The 14198-nt window shown below is 52.7% G+C and carries 14 protein-coding genes; 10 read left to right on the forward strand and 4 right to left on the reverse strand.

The window, feature by feature from the left end; genetic code table 11:
• Positions 1-83: 83 nt before the first annotated feature.
• The 5 genes from ubiI (at position 84) to SK39_RS15730 (ending at position 7058) form a co-directional block, all read left to right on the forward strand.
• Positions 84-1286, forward strand: coding sequence for an FAD-dependent 2-octaprenylphenol hydroxylase (gene ubiI, locus SK39_RS15710; protein WP_048217184.1), 1203 nt, complete (start codon positions 84-86; stop codon positions 1284-1286).
• A 452-nt stretch (positions 1287-1738) separates the two neighbouring features.
• The gene (gene gcvT, locus SK39_RS15715; protein WP_003026967.1) at positions 1739-2833 is read left to right on the forward strand and encodes a glycine cleavage system aminomethyltransferase GcvT; all 1095 of its coding nucleotides are present in this window, start codon (positions 1739-1741) and stop codon (positions 2831-2833) included.
• A gap of 25 nt (positions 2834-2858) precedes the next feature.
• On the forward strand, positions 2859-3248 hold the full coding sequence (gene gcvH / locus SK39_RS15720) for a glycine cleavage system protein GcvH (RefSeq protein ID WP_003838257.1): 390 nt from the start codon (positions 2859-2861) through the stop codon (positions 3246-3248).
• 131 nt (positions 3249-3379) lie between these two features.
• Positions 3380-6253: an aminomethyl-transferring glycine dehydrogenase gene (gene gcvP / locus SK39_RS15725; protein ID WP_048217185.1), complete on the forward strand. Its 2874-nt coding sequence runs from the start codon at positions 3380-3382 to the stop codon at positions 6251-6253.
• A 61-nt stretch (positions 6254-6314) separates the two neighbouring features.
• The gene (locus SK39_RS15730; protein ID WP_032937431.1) at positions 6315-7058 is read left to right on the forward strand and encodes an SDR family oxidoreductase; all 744 of its coding nucleotides are present in this window, start codon (positions 6315-6317) and stop codon (positions 7056-7058) included.
• 94 nt (positions 7059-7152) lie between these two features.
• Here SK39_RS15730 and bglA read toward each other — a convergent pair whose 3' ends face one another.
• Together bglA and SK39_RS15740 are read right to left on the reverse strand one after the other, a co-directional pair.
• Complete coding sequence (bglA, locus tag SK39_RS15735; protein WP_048217186.1) at positions 7153-8586, reverse strand: 6-phospho-beta-glucosidase BglA; 1434 nt, start codon at positions 8584-8586, stop codon at positions 7153-7155.
• Positions 8587-8706: 120 nt separating this feature from the next.
• Positions 8707-9435, reverse strand: a complete 729-nt coding sequence (locus SK39_RS15740) for a MurR/RpiR family transcriptional regulator (protein ID WP_003838265.1) — start codon at positions 9433-9435, stop codon at positions 8707-8709.
• Positions 9436-9487: 52 nt separating this feature from the next.
• On the opposite strand from SK39_RS15740, the gene yqfB reads away from it, so the two are divergent.
• Complete coding sequence (gene yqfB, locus SK39_RS15745) at positions 9488-9799, forward strand: N(4)-acetylcytidine aminohydrolase (protein WP_003026949.1); 312 nt, start codon at positions 9488-9490, stop codon at positions 9797-9799.
• Positions 9800-9961: 162 nt separating this feature from the next.
• Complete coding sequence (trhA, locus tag SK39_RS15750; RefSeq protein WP_003838267.1) at positions 9962-10621, forward strand: PAQR family membrane homeostasis protein TrhA; 660 nt, start codon at positions 9962-9964, stop codon at positions 10619-10621.
• A gap of 93 nt (positions 10622-10714) precedes the next feature.
• Here the strand turns inward: trhA and ygfZ are convergent, their stop codons facing one another.
• Entirely contained in the window at positions 10715-11695 is a 981-nt protein-coding gene (gene ygfZ, locus SK39_RS15755; RefSeq protein ID WP_003838269.1) for a tRNA-modifying protein YgfZ, read from the reverse strand.
• A 256-nt stretch (positions 11696-11951) separates the two neighbouring features.
• On the opposite strand from ygfZ, the gene sdhE reads away from it, so the two are divergent.
• Entirely contained in the window at positions 11952-12218 is a 267-nt protein-coding gene (sdhE, locus tag SK39_RS15760; RefSeq protein ID WP_003026938.1) for an FAD assembly factor SdhE, read from the forward strand.
• Positions 12199-12606 carry a protein YgfX gene (locus tag SK39_RS15765; RefSeq protein ID WP_003026936.1) on the forward strand — a complete coding sequence of 136 codons (408 nt, stop codon included), beginning with the start codon at positions 12199-12201 and terminating at the stop codon, positions 12604-12606. The genes sdhE and SK39_RS15765 overlap by 20 nt, the downstream gene beginning before the upstream one ends.
• A gap of 44 nt (positions 12607-12650) precedes the next feature.
• Here SK39_RS15765 and fldB read toward each other — a convergent pair whose 3' ends face one another.
• Positions 12651-13172 (reverse strand): flavodoxin FldB, encoded by a 522-nt coding sequence (gene fldB / locus SK39_RS15770; protein WP_003026933.1) that lies wholly within the window; start codon positions 13170-13172, stop codon positions 12651-12653.
• A gap of 113 nt (positions 13173-13285) precedes the next feature.
• Here fldB and xerD point away from each other — a divergent pair, with 113 nt between their 5' ends.
• The gene (xerD, locus tag SK39_RS15775; RefSeq protein WP_003026928.1) at positions 13286-14182 is read left to right on the forward strand and encodes a site-specific tyrosine recombinase XerD; all 897 of its coding nucleotides are present in this window, start codon (positions 13286-13288) and stop codon (positions 14180-14182) included.
• Positions 14183-14198: the final 16 nt, after the last annotated feature.

Here is a 14198-nt window from a genome sequence, read left to right on the forward strand (position 1 = left end):
CAATGTCGCGGAATTGATGCCGGATGGCGGCTTTGCCTTATCCGGCCTACGGTTTTTGATTGTCCTATTTTCAGGAGCAAACAGTGCAAAGTGTTGATGTAGCAATTGTTGGTGGCGGCATGGTAGGACTGGCGGTTGCCTGCGGCTTACAGGGCAGCGGGTTGCGCGTTGCTGTATTAGAACAACATGTTCCGCAGCCGTTGGCGGCGGATGCACCTCCTCAGCTTCGTGTTTCGGCCATTAATGCCGCCAGCGAAAAACTGCTTACCCGTCTTGGTGTCTGGTCCGACATTGTTGCCCGTCGCGCTTGCTGCTACCACGGCATGGAAGTCTGGGACAAAGACAGCTTTGGACGTATTGCGTTTGATGACCAGAGCATGGGCTACAGCCATTTGGGGCACATTGTCGAAAACTCAGAGATTCATTATGCGCTGTGGCAAAAGGCGCAGCGTTCAGCGGATATTACGCTGATGGCACCCGCTGAATTACAGCAGGTGGCCTGGGGTGAGAACGAAGCATTTCTGACCCTGAAAGATGGCGCAATGCTGACGGCCCGCCTGGTCGTCGGTGCTGATGGTGCTAACTCCTGGCTGCGCAACAAAGCGGATATTCCGCTCACCTTCTGGGATTATCGTCATCAAGCGCTGGTGGCGACTATCCGTACGCAGGAAGCGCACGGTGCAGTTGCGCGTCAGGCGTTTCACGGCGAGGGGATCCTGGCATTCCTGCCGCTCAGCGATCCACACCTGTGTTCTATCGTCTGGTCGCTCTCGCCGCAGGAAGCAGAACGTATGCAGCAGGCAAGCGTTGACGAGTTTAATCAGGCGCTGAATATCGCTTTTGATAATCGTCTGGGGCTGTGCAGCCTTGAAAGCGAACGTCAGGCGTTTCCGCTGACGGGACGTTATGCCCGTCAGTTCGCCGCCCATCGTCTGGCGCTGGTGGGGGATGCGGCGCATACCATCCACCCGCTGGCGGGTCAGGGGGTTAACCTTGGCTTTATGGATGCGGCGGAGCTGATCGATGAACTTAAGCGGCTACAACGTCAGGGTAAAGATATTGGGCAGTATCTCTATTTACGCCGCTACGAACGCAGCCGTAAGCACAGCGCAGCGCTGATGCTGGCAGGGATGCAGGGTTTCCGTGAACTGTTTGCAGGCGAGAATCCGGCGAAAAAACTGCTACGCGATATTGGGCTGAAACTGGCCGATACCCTCCCGGGCGTAAAACCACAACTCATCCGTCAGGCGATGGGACTGAACGATCTTCCCGAGTGGTTACGTTAGTGTCCGTAAGGACAATCTTAAGAGTTTGAGACCCGTCACACTTTCCTCTCCCGGCCTGCGCGCCGGGGTGCTTCTCTCATTTGAAATAATCTAATTCCACGCCTTTTTTCGCATTAGTTTTTTTAATATCACGTTTTTTTCATAACGCCATTTTTGACATTTTTTCCACATTTAATGTGGATTGGTGCTGTAAGTTTGCGCTTATCTTTGTTTGTTATTCTGATTTCTTACTACATACATGGAGTTTTATTCTGTTGGCGATCTGGCTGTTTTTCGCCATAAGCTAATGTGATGGTTAATTTTGACTTATGGTTTAGCGTCTGTTTCGGTGGTAAGTTCAGGACAAAGAGAACGTTTGCGTCGTAGCCCCTGGAGCGGCTGCGGTGCTGGGTTTCGTGGCGATAATTTCACCGCGAAAGAGTTGATAGCCCCGCTTATTCAACGAGGAAAAGATGGCTCAACAGACTCCTTTGTACGAACAACACACGCTATGTGGCGCGCGCATGGTCGATTTCCATGGCTGGATGATGCCACTGCATTACGGTTCTCAGCTCGATGAACACCATGCTGTTCGCACCGATGCCGGAATGTTTGATGTGTCGCATATGACCATCGTCGACCTGCGCGGTAGCCGCACTCGGGAGTTCTTGCGTTATCTGCTGGCAAACGACGTCGCAAAGCTAACGAAGACGGGTAAAGCCCTCTACTCCGGTATGCTTAACGCTTCGGGCGGCGTGATAGATGACCTGATTGTCTACTACTTCACTGAAGATTTCTTCCGCCTCGTTGTAAACTCCGCCACCCGCGAAAAAGACCTCTCCTGGATTACCCAACACGCTGAACCATACGCTATCGACATCACCGTTCGTGACGACCTGTCGCTGATTGCGGTACAGGGTCCAAACGCACAGGAAAAAGCAGCTACGTTGTTTACTGACGAGCAGCGTCAGGCGGTAGCAGGCATGAAGCCGTTCTTCGGCGTTCAGGCGGGCGACTTGTTTATCGCAACCACCGGTTATACCGGCGAAGCAGGCTATGAAATTGCCATGCCGAATGAAAAAGCGGCAGATTTCTGGCGTGCGCTGGTACAGGCTGGTGTCAAACCCTGCGGTCTCGGCGCACGTGACACGTTGCGTCTGGAAGCCGGTATGAACCTGTACGGTCAGGAGATGGACGAAGGCATTTCTCCGCTGGCGGCCAACATGGGCTGGACCATCGCATGGGAACCGGCTGACCGCGACTTTATCGGTCGTGAAGCGTTGGAAATGCAGCGTGAAAAAGGCCACGAACAACTGGTCGGGCTGGTGATGACCGAGAAAGGCGTGCTGCGTAATGAACTGCCGGTGCGCTTCACCGATGCTTCCGGCAACCAGCAGGAAGGCATTATCACCAGCGGGACATTCTCCCCAACTCTTGGTTACAGCATCGCGTTGGCGCGTGTCCCTGCGGGTATCGGCGAAACTGCGATCGTGCAGATCCGTAACCGCGAAATGCCGGTAAAAGTGACTAAACCTGTTTTTGTGCGTAACGGCAAAGCCGTCGCGTAATTCATCCTTTTTTGGAGATTGATTGATGAGCAACGTACCTGCAGAACTGAAATACAGCAAAGAACACGAATGGCTGCGCAAAGAAGCTGACGGCTCTTACACCGTTGGTATCACCGAACACGCTCAGGAGCTGTTAGGTGACATGGTTTTCGTTGACCTGCCTGAAGTTGGCGCAACCGTCAGCGCGGGCGATGACTGCGCCGTTGCGGAGTCCGTAAAAGCGGCATCCGATATCTATGCGCCAGTAGGTGGTGAGATTGTGGCGGTTAACGACGCGCTCAGCGACTCCCCGGAACTGGTCAACAGCGAGCCGTATGCGGGCGGCTGGATTTTCAAAATCAAAGCCAGCGATGAAAGCGAAATTGAATCGCTGCTGGATGCGGCCGCATATGAAGCATTGTTAGAAGACGAGTAAATACGCTTTTGCCGGATGGCGCTGCGCTTATCCGGCCTACAAAGCATGCGTAGACCCGGTAAGCGCTAGCGCTGCCGGGCTCGTAGACAGAGACAATCACGATTCACTGCACGTTTCAGGAACCATCGCCCATGACACAGACGTTAAGCCAGCTTGAAAACAGCGGCGCTTTCATTGAACGCCACATCGGACCGGACGCCGCGCAGCAGCAAGAGATGCTGAATGCGGTTGGCGCCGAGTCGTTAAACGCGCTGATCGGCCAGATTGTGCCGAAAGACATTCAGCTCGCAACCCCGCCGCAGGTCGGCGAGGCGGCGACCGAATACGCTGCGCTGGCTGAATTAAAAGCCATCGCTGGGCGTAACAAGCGCTTCACGTCCTACATTGGCATGGGCTACACCGCCGTGCAGTTGCCACCGGTTATCCTGCGCAACATGCTGGAAAACCCGGGCTGGTACACTGCGTATACGCCGTATCAGCCAGAAGTTTCTCAGGGGCGCCTGGAAGCGCTGCTCAACTTCCAGCAGGTGACGCTGGATCTGACCGGTCTGGACATGGCCTCCGCCTCTCTGCTGGATGAAGCCACCGCGGCGGCTGAAGCGATGGCGATGGCAAAACGCGTCAGTAAACTGAAAAACGCCAACCGCTTCTTTGTGGCCGCTGATGTCCATCCGCAAACGCTGGATGTTGTGCGCACCCGTGCACAAACCTTTGGTTTTGACGTGATTGTCGATGACGCGGCGAAAGCACTGGATCACCAGGATGTGTTTGGCGTGCTGTTGCAGCAGGTTGGCACCACCGGTGAAGTGCATGACTACAGCAAACTGATTACTGAGCTGAAATCCCGTAAAATTGTGGTCAGTGTCGCTGCCGACTTTATGGCGCTGGTACTGCTGACTGCTCCGGGCAAACAGGGCGCGGATATCGTTTTCGGTTCTGCACAACGCTTCGGCGTACCGATGGGTTACGGTGGCCCACACGCGGCATTCTTCGCCGCGAAAGACGAATTCAAACGCTCCATGCCAGGCCGTATTATCGGCGTCTCCAAAGATGCGGCGGGCAATACCGCACTGCGCATGGCGATGCAGACTCGTGAGCAGCATATCCGCCGCGAGAAAGCGAACTCCAACATTTGTACCTCGCAGGTCCTGCTGGCCAACATCGCCAGTCTGTATGCTGTTTATCATGGTCCAGTTGGCCTGAAACGCATTGCTAATCGCATCCACCGCCTGACTGATATCCTGGCAGCCGGTCTGCAACAGAAAGGATTGAAGCTGCGTCATGCACATTACTTCGACACCCTGTGCGTTGAAGTAGCCGATAAGGCCGCAGTGCTGGCGCGTGCCGAAGCGGCAGAAATCAACCTGCGTAGCGATATCCATAACGCGGTAGGTATTACGCTCGATGAAACCACCACCCGTGAAAACGTGGTGCAGTTGTTCAATGTTCTGCTGGGCGACAGTCACGCTCTTAACATCGATACGCTGGATAAAGACGTGGCGCTCGACAGCCGTTCTATTCAGGAAAGCATGCTGCGTGACGATGCGATCCTCAGCCATCCGGTGTTCAACCGCTATCACAGTGAAACCGAGATGATGCGCTACATGCACTCACTGGAGCGTAAAGATCTGGCGCTGAATCAGGCAATGATCCCGCTGGGTTCCTGCACCATGAAGCTCAACGCCGCTGCCGAGATGATCCCTATCACCTGGCCTGAATTCGCTGAGCTGCATCCGTTCTGCCCGCCAGAGCAGGCTGAAGGTTATCACCAGATGATCGGCCAGCTTTCCGAGTGGTTGGTTAAACTGACCGGTTATGATGCCGTCTGCATGCAGCCGAACTCCGGTGCGCAGGGCGAGTATGCGGGTCTGCTGGCGATTCGTCATTATCACGAAAGCCGTAACGAAGGTCATCGCGATATCTGCTTGATCCCGGCTTCTGCCCACGGTACCAACCCGGCGTCTGCACAGATGGCGGGTATGCAGGTAGTGGTTGTCGCCTGTGATAAGAACGGCAACATCGACCTGGACGATCTGCGAGCAAAAGCAGAACAACATGCCGACAACCTTTCTTGCATCATGGTGACCTATCCATCCACCCACGGCGTTTATGAAGAAACGATCCGTGAAGTGTGCGACGTTGTGCACCAGTTCGGCGGCCAGGTTTACCTTGATGGCGCGAACATGAACGCTCAGGTTGGGATCACCACGCCGGGCTTTATTGGCGCAGATGTCTCGCACCTCAACCTGCATAAAACATTCTGCATTCCGCACGGCGGCGGCGGCCCAGGTATGGGACCGATCGGCGTGAAATCACATCTGGCGCCGTTTGTACCGGGCCACAGCGTAGTGCAGATTGAAGGGATGCTGACCCGTCAGGGCGCAGTTTCTGCGGCGCCGTTCGGTAGCGCATCCATTCTGCCAATCAGCTGGATGTACATCCGTATGATGGGCGCAGAAGGTCTGAAGCAGGCAAGCCAGGTGGCGATTCTTAACGCTAACTACATTGCCAGCCGTCTGAAAGATGCTTATCCGGTATTGTATACCGGTCGCGATGGTCGCGTGGCGCATGAATGTATTCTCGACATTCGCCCACTGAAAGAAGAGACCGGCATCAGCGAACTGGATATTGCCAAGCGCCTAATCGATTACGGTTTCCATGCGCCGACTATGTCATTCCCGGTCGCGGGTACCCTGATGGTTGAACCGACTGAATCTGAAAGCAAAGTGGAACTGGATCGCTTTATCAATGCGATGCTGGCAATCCGCGCTGAGATCGATCGCGTGAAAGCCGGTGAATGGTCACTGGAAGATAACCCGCTGGTTAACTCACCGCACACGCAAAACGAGCTGGTCGCGGAGTGGAATCACGGTTACAGCCGCGAAATCGCCGTCTTCCCGGCGGGTGTGGCGAACAAATACTGGCCAACCGTGAAACGCCTTGATGACGTTTACGGTGACCGTAACCTGTTCTGCTCCTGCGTACCGATGAGCGAATATCAGTAATCTGCTGATTCAACTATCTTTTAAAGGCGCTTCGGCGCCTTTATTTTTTGGGAGAAACGTTATGGCTATAGCATTGGTGACGGGCGGCAGTCGTGGCATTGGTCGAGCAACCGCGCTGCAACTGGCGCAAGAGGGTTACACGGTCGCCGTGAATTTTCATCACAATATTCGTGCGGCAACCGAGGTGGTGAACAACATCGTCGCTGCAGGCGGTAAAGCATTTGCTTTGCGTGCGGATATCAGTGATGAAAGCCAGGTGGTGGCAATGTTTGAGTCTATTGACCGTGAAGGCGAGCAACTGACTGCCCTGGTGAATAATGCCGGGATCTTGTTTGAGCAAAGCACGGTCGAAAACTTAACCGCCGAACGAATTAATCGCGTACTGGCAACCAACGTTACCGGCTATTTTCTGTGCTGTCGGGAAGCGGTAAAGCGCATGTCGTTCAAGCACGGCGGTCAGGGTGGATCGATTGTAAATGTCTCTTCGGCGGCATCGCGGCTTGGTGCGCCATTCGAATATGTTGATTACGCGGCCTCGAAAGGCGCTGTGGACACGCTCACCACCGGCCTGGCGCTGGAGGTTGCGGCGCAAGGGATCCGCGTAAACTGCGTGCGACCAGGTCTTATCTACACTGAAATGCACGCATCAGGCGGCGAGCCGGGAAGAGTCGATCGCGTGAAATCACTGTTGCCTATGCAGCGTGGCGGGCAGCCGGAAGAAGTCGCGCAGGCAATTACCTGGCTGTTGAGCGAGAAGGCATCTTACGTAACGGGCAGTTTTCTGGAACTGGCAGGCGGGAAGTAGGGATTTAATTGCCGGATAGCGCCGCGTTTATCCAGCCTACGGGAGTATAACCTGTAGGCTGGATAAGGCGTTTACGCCGCCATCCGGCAAAAAATTACAGATTCTCGCCGTTGCTGGCAATCACCGCTTTATACCACTCAAAACTCTTCTTTCGTGAACGCGACATATCGCCGGTGCCGTCGTCATGTTTGTTCACGTAGATAAAGCCGTAACGTTTGCTGTACTGACCGGTGGTAAACGATACGCAGTCGATGCAGCCCCATGGCGTGTAGCCCATCAGGTCTACGCCATCATAGGTCACCGCTTTCATCATTTCTTCGATGTGGGCGCGCAGATAGTCGATGCGATAGTCGTCGTTGATGCTGCCGTCTTCTTCTACTTTGTCATAAGCGCCAAACCCGTTTTCAACGATAAACAGCGGCTTCTGGTAGCGTTCATACAGCTCACATAAGGCATAGCGTAGACCGACGGGGTCAATCTGCCAGCCCCAGTCGGAGGCTTTTACGTGCGGGTTCGGTACGCTGCCCTCAAAACCAGAAATGGCATCGCCGCTGCCGCCTTCCGCTTTTACCGCGTTGGTCATGTAGTAACTGAATCCGAGATAGTCACAGGTGCCTTCACGCAGGATTTGCTCATCGCCGGCTTCTATTTGGATGTTGAATTCGCGGCGTTCCCACTCGTTCAGTACATATGATGGATAGTAGCCGCGCAGCTGAACGTCAGTGAAAACGTAGCGCTCACGCATCGATTCCTGCGCGAACATTACATCCTCAGGCTTACAGGAGAACGGATACAGTGGCACCATCGCCAGCATGCAGCCGACTTTCATTTCCGGGTTGATGCGACGTGCCGCCTTTACCGCCAGCGCGCTGGCCACGAACTGGTGATGCAGCACCTGGTACATAGTCTCTTCAGGGTTTTCATGCTCGGTATACACCACGCCGGAGCAGCAATAGCCAAACAGCGGCGCGCGCCAGTTACGCTGGTTGTTGATCTCATTGAAGGTCATCCAGTATTTGACCTTGTGCTTATAGCGCTCAAAAACGACTTCAGCAAAACGGACAAAGAAATCGACGACTTTACGATTGGTCCAGCTACCGTACTGTTGAACCAGGTGCAGCGGCATTTCAAAGTGGGAAAGGGTGATGACTGGTTCAATGTTGTACTTCAGCAGTTCATCGAACATGTCGTCGTAGAACTTTAGCCCTTCTTCATTCGGTTGGATTTCGTCCCCTTTGGGGAAGATACGGGTCCAGGCGATGGAGGTACGGAAGCATTTGAACCCCATCTCGGCAAACAGCTTGATGTCTTCTTTGTAATGACTGTAAAAATCGACAGCTTCGTGGTTGGGGTAGTACTTACCGGGCTCAACTTCCTGAGTGATTTCTCGCGGAACACCGTGTGCCCCTCCGGTCAGTACGTCGCAAATGCTGGGGCCTTTGCCACCTTTGTTCCAGCCGCCTTCAACCTGGTGCGCCGCAACCGCGCCGCCCCATAAAAAATCTTTTGGTAAGGTAAGTTTTTTCATCTGCGCTCAGTCTCAAATTAATACAATCTGATTTTGAGTCTAACAAAGGAAAGATAAATGTCACGATATAACAAAATAGCGTAAATGTGATTTGTTACATCAAAAAAACAGATTGTTTTTTTACGCTATTCTTTTCGCCAGCTTGCGACCGAGTGATTCCAGAATATAAATAACGGGGATCTGCGTGGTTATATCGTATACCCCGGCAATACGTGTTTGTGGAACATGCCAGGAGAGGTTAAAGTCGGCGAGTTTCGCCAGGCGAGAGTGTTCATGGCTGGTGACCGACAGAACCTTACAGTTGTGCAGACTGAACTGGCTGGCAAAGCGCAGGATCTCTTCTGTTTCACCAGATACGGAAAGCACGATCGCCAGCGCGTTTCTGGCCATGTCGTTAGTGACCGGGAAATAAGGATCGTCAATGTGATTACTGAATTTACCGACGTTTGAGAAAAAACGTGCGCCATATTTTGCCAGCGCTCCAGACGTTCCCGCTCCGACGAATATAATACGTTCGGACGATAATATAATATCAACAGCCTGATCGAGCAGTTTATCGAATTCGTCGTTATTGACGCCTTTAAAGAAACTGATAATTTCGCTGGCACCGAAATTAGCCTGTTGCGGTTCATTCTGCTCTAAATATAATTTGAAGCGCACGCGAAATTCTGAGTAACCCTCACATTTAAGCTTGCGGCAAAAGCGCAGTACGGTGGTAGTGGAAACACCCACGGCATCGGCCAGTTCGCGAATGGTCATGTACATGACTTTGTCACGGTTTTTGATGACATAGTTGTAGACCAGCATCTCAAGATTGTTGAGACTGGCGATGGCAGCGTGGGAGAACATACTCACAATGGCAAAACTCACTCATCAGACTTCATCTACAGGGAATAATAACATGCAGCCAAATGACATCACTTTTTTTCAGCGTTTCCAGGATGACATTCTGGCCGGACGCAAGACCATCACCATTCGTGACGAGTCCGAATCACACTTCAAAGCCGGGGACATTTTACGGGTTGGGCGCTTCGAAGATGACGGTTACTTTTGCACGATTGAGGTTGTTGGCACCTCAACCGTCACGCTGGATACGCTAACGGATAAACATGCCCAGCAGGAAAACATGACGCTTGAAGAACTTAAACATGTGATTGCCGAGATTTATCCGAATCAGACGCAATTTTATGTGATTGATTTTAAATGCCTTTGATTTAAAGAAACATCTGTTAGTTGAAAAATCACTTTCAACACAATGATTTTAAAGGATTAATATTAATGTGATATTTATTTTAGCTAACAGGTGTTCACTGGAACCATTCTCAGTTACGCTAGAGGCGCAATAACGAAAGTGTTCGTTTCTGGGGAGTAACTTATGGTTCAGAAGCCATTAATCGCGCAGGGATATTCGTTGGCAGAGGAAATAGCCAATAGCATCAGTCACGGTATCGGGCTGGTGTTTGGGATTGTCGGACTGGTGTTATTACTGGTCCAGGCAGTAGATACCAACGCCAGCGCTATGGCCATTACCAGCTATAGCCTGTACGGCGGCAGCATGATCCTGCTGTTCCTCGCCTCAACCTTGTATCACGCGATCCCCCATCAGAGAGCGAAAATCTGGCTGAAAAAATTTGACCACTGTGCGATTTATCTGCTGATTGCCGGGACCTACACGCCATTTCTGCTGGTGGGGCTTGATTCGCCGCTGGCACGTGGACTGATGATTGTTATCTGGAGCCTGGCGCTGATCGGTATTTTATTCAAACTGACCATTGCGCACCGATTTAAGGTTCTGTCGCTGGTAACCTACCTGACAATGGGCTGGCTATCGCTGATTGTGGTGTATCAACTGGCGGTTAAGTTGGCAGCGGGAGGCGTGACGTTGCTGGCTGTTGGCGGTGTGGTGTATTCCCTGGGCGTAATTTTCTACGTCTGTAAGCGTATTCCTTATAACCATGCGATCTGGCACGGCTTTGTGCTGGGCGGCAGCGTTTGCCACTTCCTGGCGATCTATCTGTACGTTGGTCAGGCGTAATCACTGACGCCGGATGGAGGCTAGCGCCTTATCCGGCCTACAAAACAAAAGCCAGCATGCCTGATAGACGCATCGCAATCAGGCATTATTCATTTACTCTTCCAGCGAATACGGCAGCGGTACGATTTGCAGCGTTTTTGCGTCGTCACGAACGCGGAACACGCTGTCGGCCTCCATGTCGTTATTCATCACAACCTGCACCAGTACCTGACCATCGGCCAGTTTTACTGCGGCAAGTACGGTACCGGTACGACGCCAGTTCTCGCCCATTTTTAATTCAAGGTCTTCGCCAGCTTCCGGTACTCGACCGGCGGCACCCGCCAAAGTCCACATGGCGCGTTTATTGGCTCCGCGGAATTTTGCACGAGCAACCATTTCCTGACCGGTGTAGCAGCCTTTTTTAAAGCTGATCCCGCCCAGAGCCTGCAGATTGGTAGCCTGTGGAATAAACTGTGCACTGTTGGCTGTATCAATAACGGGGATACCCGCTTCGATATCCAGCGCCAGCCACTGCTGGCTGTTATTTAACTCTGCTTCGCCACGCAGCTTTTCAACCAAGGTTTCTGCTGTGGTGGCATCAACGATCAGCAGAAAACGTTCAGCAGGGTGTTCGAACCACAATACCGTGGAGGCACCTTCGGTAATGACCTGCTTATCACTGTTCGGTAATTCGCTAAAGAGATTGGCCAGCGCTGCACGTGCCTGGAATCCCGCTACGCCCAGCAGGACACGCTCGTCATCCGGGGCAATCGCCACCTTCGAGAAGACCGCGTATTTTTTCAGCTCGGTGAGCTGCGCATCACGCAGGCTACGGCGCTCAAGCCATGCAAAACCGTCACCCTGTCGGAACAGACGCAGGTTGCTCCACATTTTACCTTTGGCGTCACAATGTGCAGCTAACAGGTGCTGATTCTCGGTCATCTGGCTGACATCCGCTGTGACCTGACCCTGAATATACTTCTCACTGTCGACACCGGTGATGGTGGCGAGCGCCCAGTCATCGAGCGTCATTAGCGTCAGAGGCAAACGCGTTGACGCGAAAGGCTGGCGAGGAGGAAAAGATGTAAAAGCCATAATAATGTCCTGATTTGCTTAACGCAGTGATAATGACTAATGGTAAAAGAGCTATGGCCCATTGCAAGCGGTTTAAACAGGCTATTTGTGCCATATATTGCGCTTTGCGAGGAAACATCAAAAAATGGTGAATCCTTTGGCTTAATAAGGTTTTATTTAGCGAGCGAGCTTCAGTTTACTGATATTCCCGTAAAAGAGCGGGAAAAACACGTTACAATAGCGGGATACTTCGTTTTCGCGAGACAGGGAGAAGAACATGGATATTAACAACAAAGCACGTATTCATTGGGCATGCCGCCGCGGTATGCGCGAGCTGGATATCTCGATCATGCCGTTTTTCGAACATGAATATGACAGCTTAAGTGACGAAGAAAAACGTATCTTTATCCGTCTGCTAGAATGTGATGATCCAGATTTATTTAACTGGTTGATGAATCATGGGAAACCAGCTGATGCTGAGCTGGAGCAGATGGTGCGACTTATCCAGACACGGAATCGGGAACGTGGTCCAGTGGCAATCTGATTTACGCGTATCATGGCGCGCGCAGTGGCTTTCACTGCTAATTCATGGGCTGGTCGCGGTGTTTATTTTATTGATGCCCTGGCCATTGAGCTACACCCCATTATGGCTGGTTTTGCTCTCTCTGGTGGTATTCGATAGCGTTCGCAGTCAGCGTCGAATCAACGCCTGTCAGGGTGAGATTCGGCTGTTGATGGATGGTCGTCTGCGCTGGCAAGGGCAAGAGTGGTCTATCGTTAGCGCCCCCTGGATGGTTAAAACAGGCATGATGCTGCGTTTGCGCTCTGATGCCGGAAAACGTCAACATTTGTGGCTGGCGGCAGACAGTATGGATGATGCTGAGTGGCGGGATTTACGGCGGTTGATGCTGCAAAAGGCGAAGCAGAAGTAGTACTGACGGTAAGGTTGCGACCTTAGCCGTCAGTCGGCAGAAATTCAGGACCAGTGCTCGGCCATTTCGCCAAGAATTTGCTCGCACCAGGCCTGAATGCGTTCATCGCTGAGATCGTACTGGTTCGTTTCATCCAGCGCCAAACCAACAAACAGCTGTCCATCGGCAATGACGGGTTTATCGCTGGTGAATTCGTAGCCTTCGGTGGGCCAGTAGCCGACAAACTTTACACCTTTGGTGATCAGTTTATCGTGCAACATACCCAGCGCATCCAGGAACCATTCACCGTATCCCAACTGATCGCCCATACCGTAAAGCGCGACAATCTTTCCTTCCAGGTTGAGGTCGTCCAGTTGCTCCCAGACCGCTTCCCAGTCCTCCTGAATTTCACCGAAATCCCAGGTTGGGATGCCCAAAATGAGCACGTCATACTGCTCCATTAGGGTCGGGGAATCGTCTTTGAGGTTGTGCAGTGTCACCAGTTCGGGACCCAGGATATCGCGGATTTTTTCTGCTGCCATTTCGGTGTAGCAGGTGCTGGAACCGTAAAAAAGACCCATGTTCATGACGTAAACATCTCAATTCTGCTGTAGCGTTGCGGGTAGTGTAACAGAATCGCCGCAATCCCGGCACAATGAGGCATAATGCATCAAAAATGAGAGTGGAATAAGGGGCGCGAGTGGAACAGGATCTGGCGCGCATCGAGCAGTTTCTTGATGCCCTGTGGCTGGAACGAAATCTGGCGGAAAACACATTAAGTGCGTATCGTCGCGATCTGACCATGCTTGTGGAATGGTTACATCATCGCGGCGCTTCGCTTGCGACCGCGCAAAGTGATGATCTGCAAGCCTTGCTGGCTGAGCGGATGGATGGAGGGTATAAAGCCACCAGTTCTGCACGTTTGCTCAGTGCGACGCGACGTTTTTTTCAGCATCTGTACCGCGAAAAATATCGCGAAGATGACCCCAGCGCCTCGCTTGCATCACCTAAACTTCCGCAGCGTCTGCCCAAAGATCTCAGCGAAGCGCAGGTAGAACGACTGCTGCAGGCGCCGCTTATCGATCAACCGCTGGAGCTACGCGACAAAGCCATGCTGGAAGTGTTGTATGCAACGGGCCTGCGCGTGTCTGAACTGGTAGGACTGACGATGAGTGACGTCAGCCTGCGTCAGGGCGTGGTACGGGTGATCGGTAAAGGTAACAAAGAGCGCCTTGTCCCGTTGGGTGAGGAGGCAGTGTACTGGCTGGAAACATACCTGGAGCATGGGCGTCCATGGTTGCTCAACGGCGTATCGATTGATGTGCTGTTTCCTAGTCAGCGGGCGCAACAGATGACCCGTCAGACCTTCTGGCATCGTATCAAACACTATGCTGTGTTGGCGGGAATCGACAGCGAAAAGCTGTCACCGCACGTCCTGCGGCACGCATTTGCCACGCATCTGCTCAACCATGGCGCAGATCTGCGTGTGGTGCAGATGCTACTGGGGCATAGCGATCTCTCGACAACGCAAATTTATACTCATGTCGCAACGGAGCGCTTGCGGCAACTACATCAACAGCATCACCCGCGAGCGTGAGTGCTGACAGGATAGG

The organism is Citrobacter sp. BIDMC107 (genome assembly GCF_001037575.1).
Classification (GTDB): Bacteria; Pseudomonadota; Gammaproteobacteria; order Enterobacterales; family Enterobacteriaceae; genus Citrobacter; species Citrobacter freundii.